The organism is Streptomyces sp. NPDC002306 (assembly GCF_053593435.1).
Genome location: NZ_JBSFCK010000012.1, coordinates 196037 through 216794, shown reverse-complemented (window position 1 = coordinate 216794; position 20758 = coordinate 196037). Strand labels below are relative to the sequence as shown.

At 72.3% G+C, this 20758-nt stretch carries 24 protein-coding genes; 15 read left to right on the top strand and 9 right to left on the bottom strand.

The features are described 5' to 3' along the window. Positions 1-20: 20 nt before the first annotated feature. The gene (locus ACWCQK_RS24365) at positions 21-449 is read right to left on the bottom strand and encodes a type II toxin-antitoxin system Rv0910 family toxin (protein WP_451158193.1); all 429 of its coding nucleotides are present in this window, start codon (positions 447-449) and stop codon (positions 21-23) included. A 378-nt stretch (positions 450-827) separates the two neighbouring features. On the opposite strand from ACWCQK_RS24365, the gene ACWCQK_RS24360 reads away from it, so the two are divergent. From ACWCQK_RS24360 to ACWCQK_RS24350, 3 genes are all read left to right on the top strand, one after another. Beyond that, positions 828-1403 carry a Clp protease N-terminal domain-containing protein gene (locus tag ACWCQK_RS24360; protein ID WP_451158191.1) on the top strand — a complete coding sequence of 192 codons (576 nt, stop codon included), beginning with the start codon at positions 828-830 and terminating at the stop codon, positions 1401-1403. Positions 1404-1589: 186 nt separating this feature from the next. Continuing rightward, positions 1590-2609 carry an EamA family transporter gene (locus ACWCQK_RS24355; protein WP_451158189.1) on the top strand — a complete coding sequence of 340 codons (1020 nt, stop codon included), beginning with the start codon at positions 1590-1592 and terminating at the stop codon, positions 2607-2609. Between the two features lie 211 nt (positions 2610-2820). Further along, a complete protein-coding gene (locus tag ACWCQK_RS24350; RefSeq protein ID WP_451158187.1) occupies positions 2821-3759 on the top strand; it encodes a DMT family transporter in 939 nt (312 codons plus the stop codon). Between the two features lie 123 nt (positions 3760-3882). On the opposite strand, the gene ACWCQK_RS24345 is transcribed toward ACWCQK_RS24350, so the two are convergent. Together ACWCQK_RS24345 and ACWCQK_RS24340 are read right to left on the bottom strand one after the other, a co-directional pair. Beyond that, positions 3883-4509: an FMN-binding negative transcriptional regulator gene (locus tag ACWCQK_RS24345; protein ID WP_451158185.1), complete on the bottom strand. Its 627-nt coding sequence runs from the start codon at positions 4507-4509 to the stop codon at positions 3883-3885. Beyond that, a complete protein-coding gene (locus ACWCQK_RS24340; protein WP_451158183.1) occupies positions 4509-5186 on the bottom strand; it encodes a pyridoxamine 5'-phosphate oxidase family protein in 678 nt (225 codons plus the stop codon). Before ACWCQK_RS24340 ends, ACWCQK_RS24345 begins: the two co-directional genes overlap by 1 nt. Before the next feature lie 35 nt (positions 5187-5221). On the opposite strand from ACWCQK_RS24340, the gene ACWCQK_RS24335 reads away from it, so the two are divergent. Beyond that, positions 5222-6553: an aminotransferase class I/II-fold pyridoxal phosphate-dependent enzyme gene (locus ACWCQK_RS24335; RefSeq protein ID WP_451158181.1), complete on the top strand. Its 1332-nt coding sequence runs from the start codon at positions 5222-5224 to the stop codon at positions 6551-6553. Positions 6554-6695: 142 nt separating this feature from the next. Then, entirely contained in the window at positions 6696-7598 is a 903-nt protein-coding gene (locus ACWCQK_RS24330; RefSeq protein WP_451158179.1) for a LysR family transcriptional regulator, read from the top strand. A 6-nt stretch (positions 7599-7604) separates the two neighbouring features. On the opposite strand, the gene ACWCQK_RS24325 is transcribed toward ACWCQK_RS24330, so the two are convergent. Then, positions 7605-8072 carry a pyridoxamine 5'-phosphate oxidase family protein gene (locus ACWCQK_RS24325; protein ID WP_451158177.1) on the bottom strand — a complete coding sequence of 156 codons (468 nt, stop codon included), beginning with the start codon at positions 8070-8072 and terminating at the stop codon, positions 7605-7607. Between the two features lie 168 nt (positions 8073-8240). Here ACWCQK_RS24325 and ACWCQK_RS24320 point away from each other — a divergent pair, with 168 nt between their 5' ends. Then, positions 8241-8891, top strand: coding sequence for a cysteine hydrolase (locus ACWCQK_RS24320; protein ID WP_451158175.1), 651 nt, complete (start codon positions 8241-8243; stop codon positions 8889-8891). A gap of 6 nt (positions 8892-8897) precedes the next feature. Here ACWCQK_RS24320 and ACWCQK_RS24315 read toward each other — a convergent pair whose 3' ends face one another. Continuing rightward, positions 8898-9335: a Rieske (2Fe-2S) protein gene (locus ACWCQK_RS24315; protein ID WP_451158173.1), complete on the bottom strand. Its 438-nt coding sequence runs from the start codon at positions 9333-9335 to the stop codon at positions 8898-8900. Positions 9336-9488: 153 nt separating this feature from the next. On the opposite strand from ACWCQK_RS24315, the gene ACWCQK_RS24310 reads away from it, so the two are divergent. The 7 genes from ACWCQK_RS24310 to ACWCQK_RS24280 all read left to right on the top strand — a co-directional run bounded on the left by ACWCQK_RS24310 (position 9489) and on the right by ACWCQK_RS24280 (position 15545). Then, positions 9489-10244, top strand: a complete 756-nt coding sequence (locus ACWCQK_RS24310; RefSeq protein WP_451158171.1) for a HipA family kinase — start codon at positions 9489-9491, stop codon at positions 10242-10244. Beyond that, a complete protein-coding gene (locus ACWCQK_RS24305; RefSeq protein ID WP_451158169.1) occupies positions 10241-10624 on the top strand; it encodes a DUF3037 domain-containing protein in 384 nt (127 codons plus the stop codon). Before ACWCQK_RS24310 ends, ACWCQK_RS24305 begins: the two co-directional genes overlap by 4 nt. Before the next feature lie 137 nt (positions 10625-10761). Beyond that, complete coding sequence (gene fabG / locus ACWCQK_RS24300; RefSeq protein ID WP_451158167.1) at positions 10762-11523, top strand: 3-oxoacyl-ACP reductase FabG; 762 nt, start codon at positions 10762-10764, stop codon at positions 11521-11523. An 11-nt stretch (positions 11524-11534) separates the two neighbouring features. Beyond that, positions 11535-12287 carry an SDR family oxidoreductase gene (locus ACWCQK_RS24295; protein ID WP_451158165.1) on the top strand — a complete coding sequence of 251 codons (753 nt, stop codon included), beginning with the start codon at positions 11535-11537 and terminating at the stop codon, positions 12285-12287. Between the two features lie 227 nt (positions 12288-12514). Beyond that, the gene (locus tag ACWCQK_RS24290; protein WP_451158163.1) at positions 12515-14095 is read left to right on the top strand and encodes an ABC transporter substrate-binding protein; all 1581 of its coding nucleotides are present in this window, start codon (positions 12515-12517) and stop codon (positions 14093-14095) included. A gap of 81 nt (positions 14096-14176) precedes the next feature. Beyond that, positions 14177-14860: a uracil-DNA glycosylase gene (gene ung / locus ACWCQK_RS24285; protein ID WP_451158161.1), complete on the top strand. Its 684-nt coding sequence runs from the start codon at positions 14177-14179 to the stop codon at positions 14858-14860. 145 nt (positions 14861-15005) lie between these two features. Next, positions 15006-15545, top strand: coding sequence for a hypothetical protein (locus ACWCQK_RS24280; RefSeq protein WP_451158159.1), 540 nt, complete (start codon positions 15006-15008; stop codon positions 15543-15545). Between the two features lie 137 nt (positions 15546-15682). Here the strand turns inward: ACWCQK_RS24280 and ACWCQK_RS24275 are convergent, their stop codons facing one another. Further along, entirely contained in the window at positions 15683-16156 is a 474-nt protein-coding gene (locus ACWCQK_RS24275) for a hypothetical protein (RefSeq protein WP_451158157.1), read from the bottom strand. A gap of 112 nt (positions 16157-16268) precedes the next feature. Next, positions 16269-16781, bottom strand: coding sequence for a DinB family protein (locus ACWCQK_RS24270; RefSeq protein ID WP_451158155.1), 513 nt, complete (start codon positions 16779-16781; stop codon positions 16269-16271). Between the two features lie 185 nt (positions 16782-16966). Between ACWCQK_RS24270 and ACWCQK_RS24265 the strand changes: the two genes are divergently transcribed. Continuing rightward, entirely contained in the window at positions 16967-17878 is a 912-nt protein-coding gene (locus ACWCQK_RS24265) for a Gfo/Idh/MocA family protein (RefSeq protein WP_451158153.1), read from the top strand. Here the strand turns inward: ACWCQK_RS24265 and lnt are convergent. Both lnt and ACWCQK_RS24255 read right to left on the bottom strand, forming a co-directional pair. Next, positions 17796-19370, bottom strand: a complete 1575-nt coding sequence (lnt, locus tag ACWCQK_RS24260) for an apolipoprotein N-acyltransferase (protein WP_451158151.1) — start codon at positions 19368-19370, stop codon at positions 17796-17798. The two genes, ACWCQK_RS24265 and lnt, sit on opposite strands and share 83 nt — an antisense overlap. Positions 19371-19444: 74 nt before the next feature. Further along, positions 19445-19972 (bottom strand): nuclear transport factor 2 family protein, encoded by a 528-nt coding sequence (locus ACWCQK_RS24255; RefSeq protein WP_451158149.1) that lies wholly within the window; start codon positions 19970-19972, stop codon positions 19445-19447. Between the two features lie 151 nt (positions 19973-20123). On the opposite strand from ACWCQK_RS24255, the gene ACWCQK_RS24250 reads away from it, so the two are divergent. Next, the gene (locus tag ACWCQK_RS24250) at positions 20124-20669 is read left to right on the top strand and encodes a hypothetical protein (RefSeq protein WP_451158147.1); all 546 of its coding nucleotides are present in this window, start codon (positions 20124-20126) and stop codon (positions 20667-20669) included. The last annotated feature ends 89 nt before the right edge of the window (positions 20670-20758 follow it).

Sequence of the window (20758 nt, the reverse complement as noted above, 5' to 3'; positions counted from 1 at the left end):
GGGCGCCTCTCCGTGCGCCCTCAGGTCACCAGACCGACGAGCTTGCGCAGCGACTCGTCGAGTGCCGCTGTGGCCGAGTCCTTGAGCTTGCCCGCCATCAGGGAGACGGCGGCACCGGTGAACTCGCCGTCGATGCGGACCGTGGTGCCGTCGCCCTCGGGAGTGAGCGTGTAGCGGGTGGCCACGGTCACCGCCATCGGGCCCTTGCCGCGGATGGCGAGAACGCGGGCCGGCTCCACTTCCTCGACGGTCCACTCGACCTCCGCCGGGAAACCCATCAGCTTCATGTTCTCCTGGAACGTGGCGCCGACCTCGAGGGTCTCCGGGCCGCCCTTGGGGAAACTGGTGTGGGTCGCGTTCCACTCGCCGTAGGCGGACCAGTCCGTGAGCCGCGCCCACACCTCCTCGGCGGGGGCCTGGATGCGTGCCTCCGCGCTGACTTCGGCCATGCGACCACCTCTTCGTGTCGGGCTACGATGTCGCGGAACGTAGCCGTAGGGGCCCGAACATTCAATACTGATGAACAGTCAGGGTGTGGGTGACGGTGCCGGGGGATCCGGTCCGTCCGTCCGCCCGCCGGGGCGTACGCCCGGTGTACATGGTGCCTGCCGTCGACCGCGGGCGGTGCGACCGGCCGGCATCCGCTCTCCCTGTCGGCCGCTCGCGCGAGGGGTGTGGGGCAAGGCGGCGCGCGCCGCGCGGGGAGGAACGGCGTGATGTCATCCGTAGGGAGGAGATTTCGGCCCGCGGTGTCCACTCTGCGTGGGACGTGAAGATGCTTCGCGCCGGGGATGCCCGGATCCGCCGGGGCTGATGAGCTAGGAGATGTGCAACCCCGTATTCCCCGGCAGTCGATCAGTGAGCAGAGCGTCCGGCACGCCGACGGCGCGGCCGTGCTGAGCGCCGAGCTGGCGGCGGTGGTCGCAGGTGCCCGGCGCAGAGCGCAGCGGGACGGGGACCGCCAGATCGACACCGCCCATCTGCTGCACTCCCTGCTGGAGTCCGATCCCGAGGCGCGCGCCGTTTTCGACGAGGGACCGCAGATGGCCCGGCTGCTCGGCTATCTCGTCCAGCGCAGCATCGGCTACGGCCTGCGCTGGCAGGGTGCGGTCGAGGCGTCGGACGCGCTGCCGACGCCGCCCGCGCTGTCCCCGGTGACGGAGTCCGCGACCGAGGGGTTCTCGCCGCTGGCCGCCGGCGCCATGGGTCACGCCTGCGAGCGCGCGGCGCTGCGCGGCGGCGAACCGGCCCGCTGCGTCGACCTGCTCGCGGCGATCGTCCTCGACCCGCAGGCCCGCGCGGTGGAGGTGCTGGCCCGCGCCGGGGTCGACCCGCGTGAGGTGGCCGCCCGTATCGACAGCGGCCTGGGGGAGTACGCCGGAGGTGCCGAGACGGCGTGGTGAGCCCGGTCCCGCCGGGGTGTGTCCGCCCGCGGGGACTTGCCGCTGAGTCTGCTGAGGGGGCGTCGACAGGGGTTCTGGCGGCCGGTCCGCCGGGTTCGCGCCGTGTCCGGGTGGGCGTCGCGTGCGGGTCCAGCCGGTGAGACAGGTGTCATCCGAGGTGACGCTCCTGTCGTCGCCTGCCATCATGTGCCGGTGCATATGTCGGAGAGCGGCCCGAGCGGCCAGGGAAAGGGCGCGGGGCTGAGTCTCGCGCTCGCGTCGGCGCTGGCCTTCGGGGGATCCGGAGTCGCGGCCAAGCCGCTGATCGAAGCGGGCCTCGACCCGCTGCACGTGGTGTGGCTACGGGTCGCCGGCGCCGCCCTGCTGATGCTGCCCCTCGCCGTACGCCATCGCGCGCTGGTGCGCCGCCGGCCCGCGCTGCTCGCCGGGTTCGGCCTGCTCGCCGTGGCCGGTGTCCAGGCCTGCTACTTCGCCGCGATCTCACGGATACCCGTCGGGGTGGCGCTGCTCGTCGAGTACCTCGCGCCCGCCCTGGTCCTCGGGTGGGTGCGCTTCGTGCAGCACCGGCCCGTGACGCGTGCCGCCGCGCTCGGTGTGGCCCTGGCGGCCGGGGGGCTCGCCTGCGTCGTCGAGGTGTGGGCGGGCCTCGGCTTCGACGCGCTCGGACTGTTCCTCGCGCTGTGCGCCGCCTGCTGCCAGGTCGGCTACTTCGTCCTGGCCGACCAGGGCGGTGACTCCGGTGACGCCGCGCCCGACCCGCTGGGTGTCATCGCCTACGGCCTCCTCGTGGGCGCCGTGGTGCTGACCGCCGTGGCCCGCCCCTGGACCATGGACTGGTCCGTGCTGACGCGCACCGCGCAGATGGACGGCACCCCGGTGGCCGCCTGGCTGCTGCTGGTCTGGATCGTGCTCGTCGCCACGGTCGTCGCGTACGTCACCGGAGTGGTCTCCGTGCGGCGGCTCTCTCCGCAGGTCGCCGGGGTGGTGGCCTGTCTGGAGGCCGTCATCGCGACCGTGCTGGCCTGGGTATTGCTCGGCGAACACCTCTCCGCGCCGCAGATCGCGGGCGGTGCCGTGGTGCTGGTCGGCGCCTTCATCGCCCAGTCGGCCACGCCCGTGAAGGTGGCGGCCCAGCCGTTGACGGCCGAGCCGTTGGCGGCCGGCGGTCCCGAACGGCAGTTGTCCGCTCCGGAACCGGCGGCCTAGGGTGGGGTCATGCCTTCGGACGCACTCGTTCTTCCGCCTCCGGCCGCCTGAGGCGGGCCTCGCGGTGACCGGGCCCGGTGTACAGCCGGGCGGCACGGTGCTGCCCGCAGCCGAAGTCCGCGGACCTCGCTGAGCCGAGATCGCCTCGCCGAGCCGAGATCCTTGTCCCGAACTTCCGCGCACTGTCGTTGCGCGTCTGCGGAGAGAACGTATGTCCACCGCTGTTTCCGGCCTGCCCGTCGGGCGAGGCCTGCTGTATCTGATCATCGCCGGTTTCGCGTGGGGCACCGCGGGCGCGGCCGCCTCACTCGTCTACCGGACCAGTGACCTCGGTGCCGTCACCTTGTCCTTCTGGCGCTGCGCGGCCGGGCTGGTCCTGCTGCTCGCGGCCCGACTGCTGCGCCCACGCGCCCGGAGCGCCGCGGCACCACTGCCCCGGCGCGGCAAGGCACTGCGCGCGGGGGTCACGGGGGTGGGGCTCGCGGTGTTCCAGACGGCCTACTTCGCAGCCGTCGACGCCACCGGTCTGGCCGTGGCCACCGTCGTCACCCTCGGGGCCGGACCGGTCCTCATCGCGCTCGGCGCGCGCTTGACCATGGGGGAGCGGCTCGGCGGGAGCGGACTCGCCGCCGTCGCCGGGGCGCTCGCCGGGCTCGGCGTGCTCGTGGCGGGTGGCGGTGACGCGACCGTGAGCCCGTGGGGGGTGCTGCTCGCGCTGGTGTCGGCCGCGGGCTACAGCGCGATGACCCTGTTCACGCGGTGGTGGGGGCGTGACGGCGGGGCGGACGCGGCCGGCACGTCGATCGGCGCGTTCGCGGTCACCAGCCTGTGCCTGCTGCCGTTCGCGCTGGCCGAGGGCCTGCTGCCGCACACCGCCGACCTCGGCCGGACGCTGTGGCTGGTGGCGTACATCGCGGCCGTCCCGACGGCCCTCGCCTACGCCCTCTACTTCGCTGGAGCGGCCGTCGTGCGGTCGGCCACGGTGTCCGTGATCATGCTCCTGGAGCCGGTCGCCGCGGCGGTCCTCGCCGTCGCCCTGCTCGGCGAACGGCTCACCCCCGCCACCCTCACCGGCACCCTCCTGATGCTCGCCTCGGTCGGGGGCCTGGCTCTGTCGGAGACACGCGCACGACAGCCGAGGGCGGCCTGACCGCCCGATGTGGTGGTGTCCTACCGGAGTTGGTACGACCCTGCCGGATACGACGCCGGTGGGGCCGACTGCCCCGGGTATCACGGGCGCGCGCGGGTGCGTCGCGAGCTGGTGCCGCCCAGGTCAGGGTCTGCGCAGCAGATGTTCGCGTGCGGCCGTGTCGCCCGGGCCGCCGCGGGTCGTCAGGCCGGTCGCGATCCGTGCCCGGATCCCGTCCGGGTGCCTGCCCGCGTACTTGAACTTCGCCCGCACGCCCTTCACTTCGAGCCGCACTCCGCGGATGCCGGACAGTTGACGACCGTAGGGTGCCTCGCCGACCGCCACCGTCGCCGAGCCGCCCTCCGGCTGGAAGTGGCCCATCTGGCGGTTCAGCAGTTCGGCCTTGGCCGCCGGGTCGTCCACGACGTGGGCCGTGCAGCGCAGTTGGACCGCCGCGTAGAAGCTGGTCGGAGTGCCGTGCTCGGACGGGCCGTCCGGCGGCGCCTGCCAGGGGCCGGGCACGAAGACGTAGTCGTCGACGACGCTCAGCACCACCTCCGGATTCGCCTCCAGGGCGGGCCAGAGCGGGTTGGGACGGGCGAGGTGGGTGAGGACCTCACCTCGCCCGGGGTCGTAGGCGAAGTGCAGGGGCTGGACGTGCGGCGGCTCGCCGGGGGAGCCGTTGACCGCGAGCTGCCCGAAGTCGTGCGTCGCCAGCCAGCCCTGCCACTCGGCGTCGTCACGCGGCGCGTCCCAGGGGTGGATCAGCATCACAGGCCGGCCAGATAGCCGGGCAGTTCGGTGCCGGGGGTCAGGTCGGGGGCGGGGAGCGGGGTGTCGTAGCCCCTGCGCAGGGGGACGACGCCGGCCCAGTGGGGGAGGGCGAGGTCCTCGGGCTCGTCGCTCACGCCCCCCGTGCGCAGCTTCGCGGAGACCTCGTCCAGGTCGAGGCGGATCACGGAGGTGGCGGCCAGTTCCTTCTTGTTCGCGGGCCGGGAGTCGGCGGCGCGGCCCGGTACGACGTGGTCCACGAGGGCGTCCAGTGCCCGCCGCTTCTCCTCGGGGTCCGTCACGTCGTGGGCGACGCCGTGCACCACCACCGAGCGGTAGTTGATCGAGTGGTGGAAGGCCGAGCGTGCCAGGACCAGTCCGTCGACGTGGGTGACCGTCAGGCACACCGGCAGCCCCGGGTCGGCCTGACCCGTCATCCGCAGCGGACGCGAGCCCGTCGAGCCGTGCACGTAGAGCCGCTCGCCGACCCGGCCGTAGAGCGTGGGCAGCACCACCGGCACGCCGTCGCGCACGAAGCCGAGGTGGCAGACGTAACCCTCGTCGAGTATCGCGTGCACCAGTTCCTTGTCGTAGGAGGCCCGGTCCGCGGCACGGGTGGGGACCGTGCGGTCGGTCGGACGGTAGGCGGCCTGCGGCGTCTGGGCGGTCCCCTGCATCGCGCTCTCCATTGCACTAGTGCATAATTGACTTTGTGCTAGGAGAATATCCGATCCAGGGTCGGCGCGCAGCGGACATTTCGGCGAGCGTCGAGCGCGCGGTGGGCGACGGTGGGCTGCGCCCCGGCCAACTGTTGCCACCCATGCGGGAGTTGGCCGAGAGGCTCGGGGTGAACCCGAACACCGTCGCGGCCGCCTACCGCACCCTGCGCGAGCGCGGGGTCATCGAGACCTCCGGCCGGCGGGGCAGCCGGGTGCGGGCCAGGCCGGCCACGACAGGACGCGAACACTTCCGGGTGGAGGTGCCCGAGGGCGTACGGGACATGGCCGACGGCAACCCGGACCCGGCGCTGCTGCCGTCGCTCGGCCCCGCGTTCGCCTGGGCCGCCGAGCGGGCCGACCGGGAGCCGGTCCTGTACGGCGACGATCCGGTGGACCCCGAGCTGGCGCGCGTCGCGCGGGCCGACCTGGACGCCGACGGGGTGCCGGACGGCGCGCTGGCCGTCACCTCGGGGTCGCTGGACGCCGTGGAACGGGTCCTCACGGCGCACCTCAAGCCCGGGGACACGGTCGCCGTCGAGGATCCCGGCTGGGGCAGTCTGCTGGACCTGGTACCGGCGCTCGGGCTGCGTGTCGTGGCCGTCGGCGTCGACGACGACGGCCCGGTCCCGGACGCCGTGCGCCGGGCGCTGGACTCCGGGGCGCGCGCCCTGATCGTCACGGACCGGGCGCAGAATCCCACCGGCGCCGCGGTGAGCACCCCGCGCGCGCGGGCCCTGCGGGCGGTGCTCCGCGCCCACCCCGACACCCTCCTGATCGAGGACGACCACGGGCACCGGATCGTCGACCTCCCCCTGCATCCGCTCGCGGGCACCACCCGGAGCTGGGCCTTCATCCGCTCGGTCGCCAAGGCCTACGGCCCCGACCTGCGGCTCGCGGTGCTCACGGGGGACACCGTCACCCTCGACCGGGTCCGCGGCCGGCAGCGGCTCGGGCCCGGCTGGGTCAGCCGGATCACCCAGCGGGCGGTGCTGCGGCTGTGGACCGACGCGGCGGTGGACACGGCGGTGGTCGCGGCGGCGTACGGGCGGCGGCGGGACGCGCTGATCGGCGCGCTCGCCGACCGGGGGATCGAAGCCCGCGGGCGCAGCGGTATGAACGTCTGGATCCCGGTCCCCGACGAGACCGGCGCCGTCGCCCGACTGCTGCACGCCGGCTGGGCGGTCGCGCCCGGCGCGCGCTTCCGGATGAGCGCGCCCCCCGGCGTCCGGATCACCGTCTCGACCCTGACGGACGAGGAGACCGGACCCCTGGCGGACGCGGTGGCGGCCGCGATGGGCCCTGCCCCGGCCCGACGCTACGTCTGAGGGCCGTGCCCATTCCCCTAGGTCTGAGGGCCGTGCCGATTCCCCTAGGTCTGAGGGCCGTGCCGATTCCCCTAGGTCTGAGGGCCGTGCCCATTCCCCTAGGTCTGAGGGCCGTGCCCATTCCCCTCGTAGCATCCCCTGCATGTTGAACCTTGAGCGGCTGCGCACCCTCGACGCCCTCGCCCGGCACGGCTCCGTCAGCGCGGCGGCCGAGGGACTGCACGTCACCACGTCGGCCGTCTCGCAGCAACTGGCCAAGCTGGAGCGGGAGGTCGGGCAGCGACTCCTCGCCAGACACGGCCGGGGTGTACGGCTGACGGACGCGGGCCGGCTGCTCGCCGACCACGCGGCGCGCATCCTCTCGCAGGTACGGCTCGCCCAGTCCGATCTGGAGGCGCAGCGCGGACAGGTCGTGGGCGAGCTCAGGCTGTCGGCGTTCCCGACCGCCGCCCGCGGCCTGTTCCCCACCGCGCTGGCCGCACTGCGCGCCGAGCACCCGGCGCTGCGCGTGCGCTCCCGCGAGCTGGAACCCGAGGACGGGATCGCCGCCGTGGTGCGCGGCGACCTGGACCTCGCGGTGGTACTCGACTGGTACAACAAGCCGATCCCGCTGCCGGAGGGTCTGGCGAAGGCGCCGATCCTCGACGACCCCGCCGACGTGGCCCTGCCGGCGGACCATCCGCTCGCCGGGCGGGACGAGGTGGACCTCGGAGAGTTCGCCGAGGACGAGTGGATCACCTGGGGCGAGGGCGAGTTCTGCCACGAGTGGCTGATGTACACGCTGCGCTCGCGCGGCATCGAGCCGATCGTCGGCCACCGCGCCGGTGAGACGCACACCCAGCTGGGACTGGTCGCGGCCGGCCTGGGAGTGTGCGTCGCGCCCCTGCTGGGCCGCGACCCGATGCCGCCGGGGGTCGTCACCGTCCCGCTCCGGCAGCGGGTGCGACGGCACGTCTACGTCGTCTGGCGCGCCGACGCCGACCGCCGCCCGTCGATCCGCGCGGCGGTCGAGGCACTGCGGGCGGCGGCGCGGCGGGTGGGCTGAACGCCCCTACGCGGTACCGAGTTTGCGGAAGTCCCAGGACACGATCTTCTCGGGCGTCAGCCGCACCCACGCGTGCCGCCCGTCGTGCGGCATCTCCTCCAGGCGGAAGTTCTTGCGGGCGAACAGGGTCTCCGGGACGTCGAGTTCCGCGCGCAGTTCGCCGGTGCGCGGGCTCTCGCCCACGAAGTCCACGGTCCCGGACAGCTCGGCGCCCCGCAGTTCGTCGTACTCCTCGCCCGTGTCGACCACGATCGCCACCCGGGGATCGCGGCGCAGATCGGTCCAGCGCTTGCTGCGCACCACCGAGTACAGCCACATCGAGGTGCCGTCCCACGCGAACCACAACGTGCTGACGTGCGGCGCGCCGTCGACCGACACGGTGGCGACCCGGCAGGTGCGCTGGGTGGTGAGGAACTCGTCCAGTTCCCCGGCTGTCATCATGATCTTGCGGCCCCGGCGCTGCGTGACGGTCATGCTGCCCCCTCTTCTTTCCTCACGTCGTGTCAGAGGAGGCCGTCCCCGAGTGGGGCGGATCCCCTGAGATCCTCTGACGTCACGTCAGAAAAGAATGGTTCGTCTTCCGTCCCCGCGCAATGGTGGCTAGTCTCGCCCGCCCGACACCGTCGGCGACAAGGAAGAGCCATGCCGTCGTCAGAACAGCTGTCCCGCCTCCTCGAACCCGTGAGCACGGTGCTGCTGACCGTCGAATGCCAGCAAGGCGTCGTCGGTCCCGACAGCGCACTGCCCGAACTCGCCCGCGAGGCGAAGTCGTCGGGCGCCCTGGCCCATGTCGCCCGGCTGGTCGCCGCCGCGCACGAGAGCGGGATCCAGGTGATCCACGCCGTCGCCGAGCGCCGTCCGGACGGCCTGGGCGCCAGTCGCAACGCCCGTCTCTTCCGCGCCGCCGAGCGGCTGCCCGTCCAGCAGTTGGCCGGGACCACCGCGGTGCGCGTCGCGCCCCCGATCGAGGTCGCCGAGCGCGACTTCGTGGTACGGCGTCTGCACGGCCTGTCCCCCCTTCAGGGCACCGACGTCGACGCGCTGCTGCGCAACCTCGGCTGTCGCACACTGATCGTCACCGGCGTCTCCGCCAACGTGGCCATCCCCAACGCCGTCTTCGACGCGGTCAACCGCGGCTACACCGCCGTCGTGCCGACGGACGCCATCGCGGGGGTGCCCTCCGACTACACCTCGGCGATGATCCGTCACACGCTCGCCCTCGTGGCGACCCTCACGACCACCGGCGAACTGCTCGGCTGCCTGCGGCGGCCACGGCGGGCCGGGCCCGGCTGACCGCGCTCAGGCCAGCTTGATCTCCTCCCCGGACACGGTGATCTCGACGGCGGACAGCGGGCTCGTCGCCGGGAGGTGCTTCACGCTGCCGTCCTCGATGGAGAACTCGCTGTGGTGACAAGGACAGACGATCACGCCGTTCGCGATGCTCGTCACCGGGCAGCCCTTGTGCGTGCACTTCGAGGAGAACGCCTTGAACGTGCCCGCGGTCGGCTGCGTGACCACCACCGCCGGATCCGTGAAGATCTTGCCACCGCCCTCCGGAATCTCCGAGGTCTTCGCGAGCACGGTGCCGGCGGCCCCCTCGGAGCCGGCGGCGGCCTCCTTGTCCCCGTCCCCCGACCCGCACGCGGTCAGCGCGACGGCGATCCCGGCCGCCCCGACCGTCGCCACGACGGTACGGCGGCTGGGGCCGGTGACGGGCTGAAGCGATTCGCTGGTCATCCTGACGTTCCCTTTCCTCGACACCCTCGATCCCTGGTGATCTGCACACCAGTACGGCCTGCGCGGACCGGCCGTTCAGATGGGCGCGTATCCACCGCGCCATCGGGAGCGGCCGACGTCCGCCGACGGCGATCGCCCCAGTAACCTGGGGCGATGCTCAAGGAAGTCACCGCGACCCGCTACATCACGCCCCTGCGTGAGGGCGGCTCGCTGCCGGGGCTCGTCGAGGCCGACGACTTCGGGACGTACGTCACGAAGTTCACCGGCGCCGGACAGGGCCGCAAGACGCTCGTCGCCGAGGTCGTGTGCGGGGAACTCGCCCGCCGGCTGGGCTTTCGGGTGCCCGCTCTGGTGACGGTCGAGCTCGACCCGGTCCTCGGACTCGGCGAACCCGACCAGGAGGTGCAGGAGCTGCTCAAGTCCAGCGGCGGCACCAACCTCGGCATGGACTTCCTCTCCGGCGCCCTCGGCTTCGACCCGCTCGCCTTCCGGGTGAGCCCCGAGGAGGCCGGCCGGATCGTCTGGTTCGACGCGCTCGTCAACAACGTCGACCGCTCCTGGCGCAACCCCAACCTGCTGATGTGGCGGGGCGAGCTGTGGCTCATCGACCACGGCGCCACCATGATCTGGCACCACAATTGGCGCGGCGCCGAAGCCTCCGCGGCCCGCCCGTACGACATCTCCGACCACGCGCTCAGGCCGTTCGCGCCGGATGTCGCCGCGGCCGCCGCCGACCTCGCGCCGCTGGTCACCGAGGAACTCCTCACCGAGGTCACCGCCGGGATCCCGGACGTGTGGCTGACGGACGAGCCGGGCTTCGCCACACCGGACGACCTCCGGCAGGCCTACGCGCGTACGCTGCTCGCGCGCGCGGGTCACGTCCACGAGCGCATCGAGGGGGTCCGGTGAGCGGGCGCAACGTCTTCGAGTACGCGGTGCTGAGGGTGGTGCCCCGGGTCGAGCGCGGCGAGTGCATCAACGCCGGTGTGCTCGTCTACTGCCGGGCCGAGTCCTTCGTCGGCGTGCGCACGCACCTCGACGAGACCAGGCTGCTGGCCCTGGACCCGGACGTGGACCTGGCCGGGGTACAGGCCGCGCTGCGCGCGGTGGAGGGCGTGTGCGCCGGTGGCGAGGCGGCCGGGCAGGCCGCGGGCGACGACGCCGGCCGACGCTTCCGCTGGCTGATCGCACCGCGTTCCACGGTCGTCCAGCCGGGACCCGTGCACACCGGTCTGACCACCGACGCGGCGGCCGAGGCGGAGCGGTTGCTCGACCTGCTGGTCAGGTAATGGGCCACGCGCGCGCGGTGTGCCGTTGACACCGGGTGCCATCGCTTCTAGCGTCACGTCTGCTGAAGGTACTAAGCGGTCGCTCACCGGAGGGGCGTACCGTGGGAGCCGCATCTCAAGCGCGAGGAGAACCAGCAATGTCCACCACTGAGCAGCGGGTCGCCGTCGTCACCGGCGCAGCGCGCGGCATCGGCGCCGCCACCGCCGTACGACTGGCCGCCGAAGGCCGCGCGGTCGCCGTGATCGACCTCGACGAGGCCGCCTGCAAGGACACCGTCGAGAAGATCACCGCCGCCGGCGGCAAGGCCGTCGCCATCGGCGCGGACGTCTCGGACGAGGCCCAGGTCGAGGCGGCGGTCGCGCGCGTGGCCGAGGAGCTCGGCGCCCCGACCATCCTGGTCAACAACGCCGGTGTGCTCCGCGACAACCTGCTGTTCAAGATGACCGCCACGGACTGGGACACGGTCCTGAACGTGCACCTGCGCGGCTCGTTCCTGATGACCAAGGCCGTCCAGAAGCACATGGTGGAGGCGGGCTTCGGCCGGATCGTCAACCTCTCCTCGTCCTCCGCCCTCGGCAACCGCGGCCAGGCCAACTACTCCGCCGCCAAGGCCGGTCTCCAGGGCTTCACCAAGACCCTGGCCATCGAGCTCGGCAGGTTCGGCGTCACGGCCAACGCCGTCGCCCCCGGCTTCATCGCCACCGAGATGACCAAGGCCACCGCCGACCGGGTCAAGATGGGCTTCGAGGAGTTCAAGGCCGCGGCCGCCACCCAGATCCCCGTGCAGCGCGTCGGCGAGCCCGAGGACATCGCCAACGCCATCGCCTTCTTCACCGGTGAGGACGCCGGATTCGTCTCCGGCCAGGTGCTGTACGTCGCCGGCGGACCGCTCGACTAAGGATCACGGACATGACTGAACTCTCCGGCAAGGTCGCCCTAGTCACGGGTGCCAGCCGCGGCATCGGCTACGGCGTCGCCGAGGCGCTCGTCGCCCGCGGCGACCGGGTCTGCATCACCGGCCGCAACGAGGACGCCCTCAAGGAGGCCGTCGAGAAGCTCGGCGCCGACCGGGTGATCGGCGTCGCCGGCAAGGCCCACGACCTGGACCATCAGGCCGTCGTCGTCGAACGCACCATGGAGGCCTTCGGGCGCGTCGACTTCCTGGTTAACAACGCCGGTACGAACCCGGTGTTCGGGCCGATCGCCGACCTCGACCTGGATGTCGCGCGCAAGGTCTTCGAGACCAACGTGATCTCGGCGCTCGGCTTCGCCCAGCGCACCTGGCACGCCTGGCAGAAGGACAACGGCGGCGCGATCGTCAACATCGCCTCCGTCGCGGGTATCTCGGCCTCGCCCTTCATCGGCGCCTACGGCGTCAGCAAGGCCGCGATGATCAACCTGACGCAGCAACTGGCCCATGAGTACGCGCCGAAGGTCCGGGTCAACGCGATCGCCCCGGCCGTCGTGAAGACCAAGTTCGCGCAGGCCCTGTACGAGGGCCGGGAGGCCGAGGCGGCCGCGTCGTACCCGCTGGGCCGGCTCGGTGTGCCCTCGGACATCGGCGGCGCCGCCGCGTTCCTGACATCGACGCAGTCCGACTGGATCACCGGTCAGACCCTCGTCGTCGACGGTGGCATCTTCCTCAACGCCGGCGTCGGCTGAGCCGCGCGGCCCCGGTACGGGCGCCGTTTCCCCCTGACGGATCCTCACGGATCCCCACGAATTCCGGGGAGAACGGCGCCCGTTCGCGTCGTACCGGCGACGCCTGGACACATGACAACGTCGTCATCCGCGAGTCGATCTCGCACCCCGAGCGAAGCAGGTTGAACTCCCGTCACACTGCGGTATGGTCTGCCGACCCTTGGTATGGCAGATCGAGGAGCGTGCGCGTGTTCAACCGGAAGCGAAGCCTACGGAGAGCGGCGGCACTCGCGTCCATATCCCTGGTGGCTGGATGCGGCTACTTCACGGACGGCGACGCGGACAGTCAGGGACCGATCGTCGTGGGGACGACCAGCGCCCCGAGCACGCTGGACCCCGCCGCCTCGTGGGACGGTTCCTGGGAGCTGTTCCGCAACATCTACCAGACGCTGCTGGCCTATCCGAACGGCGCGACGACGCCGCAGCCCGACGCGGCCCAGAGCTGTGGGTTCACCGACGGCTCCAACCGCACGTACCGCTGCAAGCTGCGGGCGGGCATGAAATTCTCCGACGGTGACGCGCTCGACGCGAAGGCGGTCAAGCACTCGATCGACCGGATCAAGAAGATCAACGCGGCCACCGGTCCGGCCGGTCTGCTGGGCAGCCTGGACAAGGTGGAGACGGTCGGCGACCGCGAGATCGTGTTCCGTCTCAACCAGCCGGACGCGACCTTCCCGTTCGTTCTCGCCACCCCGGCCATGTCCATCGTCGACCCCGGCGAATACCCGGCCAACTCCCTCCGCAAGGACGGCAAGGTCTACGGATCCGGGCCCTACCGCCTCCGGTCGTACGACGAGGGCAAGCGGGCCGAACTCGTCTCGAACGGCAACTACAACGGCTTCGCCGAGCGCAGGAACGGCGCGGTGACGATCCGTTACTTCCAGGACTCGTCCGCCATGGTGAAGGCCCTGCGTGACAACCAGATCAACGTCACCTACCGCGGTCTCGCCGCCGGTGACATCGTCGCCCTCGAGAAGAACGGCACCGAGAAGGACCTCCAGCTGATCGAGGGCACGGGCACCGACATCAGCTACCTGGTGTTCAACCCGAAGGACCCCTGGGCGGGCAAGAGCGCCGTCCGCAAGGCCATCGCGCAGCTCATCGACCGGTCGGCGATCACCCACAAGATTTACAGGGACACCGTCGACCCGTTGTACTCGATGGTCCCCAAAGGCCTGACCGGACACACCACGGGCTTCTTCGACGACTTCGGCTCCCCGGACACCACCAAGGCCCGCGCGATGCTCACCGACGCGGGCATCACCGAGCCCGTCCCGCTCACCCTCTGGTACACCAGCGACCGCTACGGCTCCGAGACGGCCCTGCAGTTCAAGGAGATCGAGCGCCAGCTGGAGGCCTCGGGCCTGTTCACGGTCACCCTCAAGACCCGGCCCTGGAAGAGCTATGTCGACGGCTACCAGAAGGGCGAGTACCCGGTGTTCGGGCGCGGCTGGTTCCCCGACTTCCCGGACCCGGACAACTTCATCGCACCGTTCGTGGGTGAGCGCAACGCCCTCGGCACGCCCTACGAGGCGAAGAAGATCACCCAGGAACTGCTGCCCCGCTCCCGCCGGGAGAGCGACCGCGCCAACGTGGTGCGCGACTTCGAGGACGCCCAGCAGATCCTCGTCGACGACGCGCGGCTGCTCCCGCTGTGGCAGGGCAGGCAGTACGTGGCGGCCAACGTGGACATCTCGGGCGGAGAACGGGCGCTGGACCCGTCGACGATCATGATGATGTGGGAGCTGTCCCGCAAGACCAGCTGGTAGTTCCGTCCGCGGGGCCGGGTGTCAGTGGTCGCCTGTAGGTTCTGAGGCCTGGAAGCGACCGCACGACATAAGGACGTTGACGTGACCGACACCGCCATGCTGCCCGAGTCCTGGCGCGGGGTGCTGGGCGACGAACTTCAGCAGCCCTACTTCAAGGAGCTGACGGAGTTCGTCGAGGAGGAGCGAGCGAAGGGGCCCGTCTACCCTCCGCGCGAGGAGGTCTTCGCCGCCCTCGACGCCACGCCGTACGACCAGGTCAAGGTGCTGGTCCTCGGACAGGACCCCTACCACGGCGAGGGCCAGGGTCATGGTCTGTGCTTCTCCGTCCGCCCCGGTGTGAAGATCCCGCCGTCCCTGCGCAACATCTACAAGGAGATGCACGAGGAACTCGGCGCGCCGATCCCGGACAACGGCTACCTCATGCCGTGGGCCCGGCAGGGCGTGCTGCTGCTCAACGCGGTGCTCACCGTCCGCTCCGGCGAGGCGAACTCGCACAAGGGCCGGGGCTGGGAGAAGTTCACTGACGCGGTGATCCGCGCGGTCGCCGACCGGCCCGACCCGGCGGTCTTCGTCCTGTGGGGGAACTACGCGCAGAAGAAGCTCCCGCTGATCGACGAGACCCGGCACGTGGTGGTCAAGGGCGCGCACCCCTCGCCCCTGTCGGCCAAGAAGTTCTTCGGGTCCCGTCCGTTCACGCAGATCGACGAGGCGGTGGCACGCCAGGGCCACGAGCCGATCGACTGGACCGTCCCGAACCTGGGCTGACCGGCCGAGCGCCTGGGCCGGCCGCCGCCGGGCCGGTCCCTTCACCGGCCGGCCCGGTGCCGCCTGCCCCGGATCGCCGGTGCCTGCCGTTAGCGTCGGTCGGGACGGACCGGCGAGGACGGCCGACGAGCACGCGGAGGACGCGGTGGCGGAGCGACAGGAACAGACGGCGTCCGAGGCCGTACTGACGCGGATCGGACAGGTCGTGATGCTGCATCACGGGGGAGACCGCGAGGAGGCCCGCCGTCGCCTCCTGGACCTGTGGACGGAGATCGGTGCGCACGGCGACCCGCTGCACCGCTGCACCCTGGCCCACTACCTCGCCGACACCCAGGACGAACCCGACGACGAACTCGCCTGGGATCTCAGGGCGTTGACGGCCGCCGAGGAACTCACGGAGGAGCGGTTCACCGGGCGCCGGGACGACGCCGACGGGGAGGGAGCGGTCGCCGTACGGGCGCTGTATCCGTCGCTGCACCTGAACCTCGCGGCGGACTACGTGAAGCTCGGCCGCCGTGACGCCGCCCGCAGCCATGTCCGCCGGGCCCGGGGGGCCGCGGGTGTCCTGGGCGACGACACCTATGGGGACGGGGTCCGGGCGGAGATCAGCCGGATGGAACTGCGGCTGGGCGAAGGGGACGACACCGACGAGGGGAACTGGGCGCCCCCACGGCAGCGGCCCTGAGAGGCCGGAGCGTGTGGGCCGGCGCGGTGACGGCCCTGGAGGCGTCCGGGCAGGTCAGTGCGGAGGCCCGGCGCTGAGGAGTCCGCGAGGGCGCCGGGCCGGCGCCCTCGCGGGACCCGGTGCCGTCCCGTCACGGCTCAACGTCCGTAGGCCTGCTCGCAGATCGTGGTCTCGGGGCTGTCCCCCCGCCAGCCGCCGTACTTCCTGCCGAGCGCACACACGTCGGTGTTCCCGCGCACCGCCTCGGACACGTCCGGGATCGCGGCGCGCGGCCGGGCGGAGCGCCGGGCCTCCGGACGGGGCGACCCGGGGTGGTCGTGCGGTGCCGTGCGCGGGGCCGGCGCCTGCGCGGCCGGTGCCGCGTGCCGCCGCGCCGGGGCCGTCGTCCCGGCGGGCCGGGACGGCCCCACGAGTTCCAGTGCCTCCCGTGCCGGGGCCTGCACCACCTGCGGCTCGGCCTCGCCGTCCGGCCGGGGCACCGGCACCGGCGCGGGCGCCGTCGGAGCGGACGTGGGCCGGGCCGCGGGCGGGCGCTGGACCGTCACACAGCCGGTGAGGGCCGAGACGGCCACGGAGACCAGGAGCGTTGCGGTGGTCGTCGTTCGATGCACCCGCGCCACTTTGGTGGCTCGGACCCCGCAGGGCACGGTCGACGAGCGAAGGTTGCCTCATACGGGTGATCTCGCACCCCGTAAGGGGGGTTCGCCCTTGCCGAGGTTGACGTCAGTCGCCCGTGACACCGTCGATGCGTTCGCGGATCAGGTCGGCGTGGCCGTTGTGGCGCGCGTACTCCTCGATCATGTGCGTGTAGATCCAGCGGAGGCTGAACGGCTCCTCGGTGGACCTGCTCCGCCCCTTGGAGAGGTCGTCGAGGCCGAAGCCGGACGCGTTGCGCCGGGCGACCGCGATCTCCGCCTGCCAGCTGTCGTACGCCTCCTGCCAGGTGTCCGCCGTGGTGAGGTGGAACTCGCCGTCCCGGTCCTCGTCGCTGTAGTACAGCGGGCTGAGGTCGTCGCCCGTCAACACCTTGCGGAACCAGCCACGTTCCACCTCGGCCATGTGCCGTACGAGACCCATCAAGGACAGCTCCGACGGCTGCACGGACGCGGTCCTGAGCTGTTCGTCGGTCAGGCCCTGGCACTTGTGGGCGAGCGTCTGCCGGTGGTAGTCCAGCCAGCCTTCGAGCATGGTGCGTTCATCGGCGTTCTGGGCGGGTTCGCTGCGCTCGGTCGTCATGCTCGCATCCTGGCCCACCGCGGCCTGTCCCACCAGGGTATTTCCGTCGCCGGCCGGTCCCTGGCACGGCTCACCCCGGCGGCGGGACCTCGCGCGAGGCTCCGGTGGCACCGCCGACCGGCGGCCGCCGCGGCGCCCGTATGCTGCCGTGGAGGCAGGCGTGGACAAGCAGTGAGGGAGCACCCGTGAAGGTCGGCTGCATCGGACTCGGCGACATCGCGCAGAAGGCGTATCTGCCGGTGCTCGGGGTCCAGCCGGGGGTCGAACCGCACCTGCACACCCGGACCCCCGCCACCCTCGACCGGGTCGCCGACACCCTGCGTCTGCCCGACGCGCAGCGCCACGGGGACCTCGACTCCCTGCTGGCCCAGGGCCTCGACGCCGCGTTCGTGCACGCGCCCACCGGCGTGCACCCCGAGATCGTCACCCGGCTGCTGGAGGCCGGCGTACCGACCTACGTCGACAAGCCGCTCGCCTACGAACTCGCCGACTCCGAACGGCTCGTGGCGCTCGCCGAGGAGCGTGGCGTGTCACTCGCCGTCGGCTTCAACCGGCGCTACGCACCCGGCTACGCGCAGTGCCTGGAGCACCCGCGCGAACTCATCCTGATGCAGAAGAACCGCATCGGGCTGCCGGAGGAGCCGCGCACGATGATCCTCGACGACTTCATCCACGTCGTGGACACCCTGCGCTTCCTGGTGCCGGGCGCGGTGGACGACGTGAGCGTGCGCGCCCGGGTCCGCGACGGCCTGCTGCACCACGTCGTGCTCCAGCTCGCCGGGGACGGTTTCACCGCGCTGGGCGTGATGAACCGGCTCAGCGGCTCCGCCGAGGAGATCCTGGAGGTGTCCGGCCAGGACACCAAGCGCCAGGTGATCAACCTCGCCGAGACGGTCGACCACAAGGGCCAGCCCACGGTACGCCGACGCGGCGACTGGGTTCCGGTGGCCCGGCAGCGCGGTATCGAGCAGGCCGTCCTCGCCTTCCTCGACGCCGTGCGCGCGGGCACGGTGCTCAGCGCCCGGGACGCACTGGCGACTCATGAGCTGTGCGAGCGCGTGGTACACGCGGTACGGGAGAGCTCCGGCGCAGCCTGACCGCCCGCGCGCCCTCGGTCAGACACAGCGCCGCGAGCACCAGCAGCGCCACGTGCGCCGGCCAGTCCCCGAACCGGACGTACGGGGTGACGCCCGTGGCCAGCGGCACGTCGTACACCCGCGAGGCGCTCGCGCCCGTCCCCAGCCACGGCCCGGTCCGTTCCCCGCTCGGGCCGTACACGGCGGAGACCCCGGTCAGCGTGGCGTGCACCATCGGGCGGCCGGTCTCCGCGGCCCGCAGCGCGGCCAGCGAGGCGTGCTGCTCCGGGGCCCAGCTCTGCTGGAACGACGACGTCGACGACTGGCCGACCAGCACGTCGGCGCCGTCCTCGGCGAGATGGCGGGTCATGTCGGGGAACGCGGTCTCGAAGCACACCATCGGGCCGACGCGCAGCCCGTGCCCGGCGTCCATCACCACCTGCCCGGTGCCGCGCCTGCGGTCCTCGCCCGCCGCCTCGCCGACCGAGGTCGCCCAGCCGAGCAGCGCGCGGGCCGGGACGTACTCACCGAAGGGGACCAGCCGCATCTTGTCGTAGCGGTCGCCGGTCGGGCCGTCCGGACCCAGCAGGATCGAGCTCTTGTAGATGCCGGGCCGGTCGGACCGGCGGGCGTCCACGTTGACCAGGATGTCGGCGCCCGTGTCCCGGGACAGCACGGCGATCCGCCGCGCCAGATCGGGCCGTTCGCCCAGATCGAGGCCGACGCTGCTCTCGCCCCAGACGATCAGGTCGACGTCCCGCCCGACGAGTGCGCGCGTCAGCCGCTCCTCCCGGGCGAAGCGGCGCTCGACGCTGTCCGTGCCCGCGACCACCCCGGGCTGGACGACGGCGATCCGCGCCCGGCCGTCGACATCGGGGCGCGGCGACCACACCCAGGCGGCCGAGGTGGCCGCGGCGGTCACGACGAGACCGGCCACCGCCGGCATCCGCGACTCCCGGACCGAGGCGAGCACGGCGAACGCGACGTTCACGGCCACCACCAGGAAGCTGAGCAGCCACACCCCGCCGACCGACGCGAGGCGCAGCGCCGCCTCCACCTGCCACTGGGTGGCGCCGAGCATGCCCCAGGGCCCGCCCAGGCCCTGCCAGGAGCGCACCAGTTCTATCGCCAGCCACCCTGAGGGCAGGACGGCGAGCGCGGCCACGACCCGGCTCCGGGACGGCACCCCGGCCAGGTAGCGGCGCACCAGCCAGGCCCACGGCGCCCACAGCGCACCCAGCAGCGCCGCTATCACGAGCGTGAACACATGCAGGTTCGGCAGCAGCCAGTGGTGCATGCCCAGCATGAACCCGAAGCCGCCCGCCCAGCCGTCGTAGGCCGCGCGCCGTCCGCTCGGCGCGGAGCGCGCCAGCAGGATCCACGGCACCAGGGCGGCGTACGCGAACCACCACAGGGAGGGCGCGGGGAACGCCGGCACGGGCAGGGCACCCGCCAGTGCCGCGAGCGTCGTACGACGCCACGGGGAGGCGAGCCAGTGTTCGAGCGTCCTCATACCGAGCCTCCCTACCCCGGCCGGGTGCTCCCAGTCTGCGCGCCGGGTGAGGAGGTACGACAGAGGGCCTCGGCTCAGTCGGCCACCGGGTCGGCCACGGGACCGGTGACGGCGTCAGCCCCGAGGTCGGGCAGACGGTGGGGCAGGCGGCGCCACTTCTCCTCGACCACCACCTCGCGCAGCCGCCAGCCGTCGCGCGTGCGCAGCAGGGCGAAGGCGTAACGGCCGCCGCACACGAAGTCCGGTGCCGTGTCCTCCGGTTCACCGTCGGTGACCGCGAAGCGCATGGGATTGAGGTAGTCGGCCTGGATACGGGCCGTGTCCCCGGTGTCCTGGTCCAGGACCCCGAAACGCACCCGGCGGTTGACGATCAGATGCTGTCGCATGGAGAACAGCCGCATGCTGTCCGCGAGCCAGGCGGTGACCTGCCCGACGTCCCCCTCGATGCCGCCGGCCGAGCGGTAGTCCGCGCGCCCGTCCGGGGTGAACAGTCCCCGGTACGCCGCCCAGTCACCGTCGTCCACCGCGACCGCGTAGTCGGTGACCAGTCCGTCCACGGCCAGCCGGTCCATCACCGTCGCGAGCTCCACACGCTGCGTCATCGGCTCAGTGTTGGGCATGGGACGGGCCGCGCCAAGGGGCGTGCGGTGATATTCGCTGTTCCTGACGGGCTGTTCATGGTTCGGTGACCTCGAACGGCCGCGTTCCGGACGCCCGGCCGGTGACGCGGAGCGGGACTGAGGTGGGCGCGAGATGACGGCGGCCGAGGGGGAAGCCCCGCTCGCGGCCGGTTCGGGTCGGGTGGGGGAGCGTCTGTACGGCTACCGGATACGTGGCCGCGGGCGTTCCGGAGCCGTCCTGTGGATCGCCGGCCGCGACGACGAACCCGACCGGGTGCTCGCCCTGACGGCCGGGGACGGCCGTCGGCGCGTTCCCTTGTTCGCGACGGCCCGGCAGATCCGGGCGTACGCGCGCCGGCACGGGCGCACGCTCGCCGACGTGGAGGTCGACACGCTCGAACTGGTGCGTGTCCAGCGCTGGCTGGACGACCCGGTCCACCGGAAGGTCCCGCCGGGCGCCGTGCTGGATGCGTGGAACTTCTTCGAGGACCTGGCCCGGGGCGTGGACGACGCCGACCGACTGCCCCGGCAGGGACCGGTGCACCACAGCGCCTACGAAAAGATCTTCGGTGGCGAGACCGCCATCTGGACGTCCGACGAGCGACGCGCGGTGGTGGAACTGCTCACGGCGGGGGTGGAGTTGTGGGATTCGTGCCCGGTGACGGCCAACCCAAGGTGACGGTCAACCCGGGGTGACGACTCACCCGAGGTGACGGTACGCACCTGGGTCGCCGGGTCGCCGGGTCGCCGGGTCGCCGGGTCGCCGAG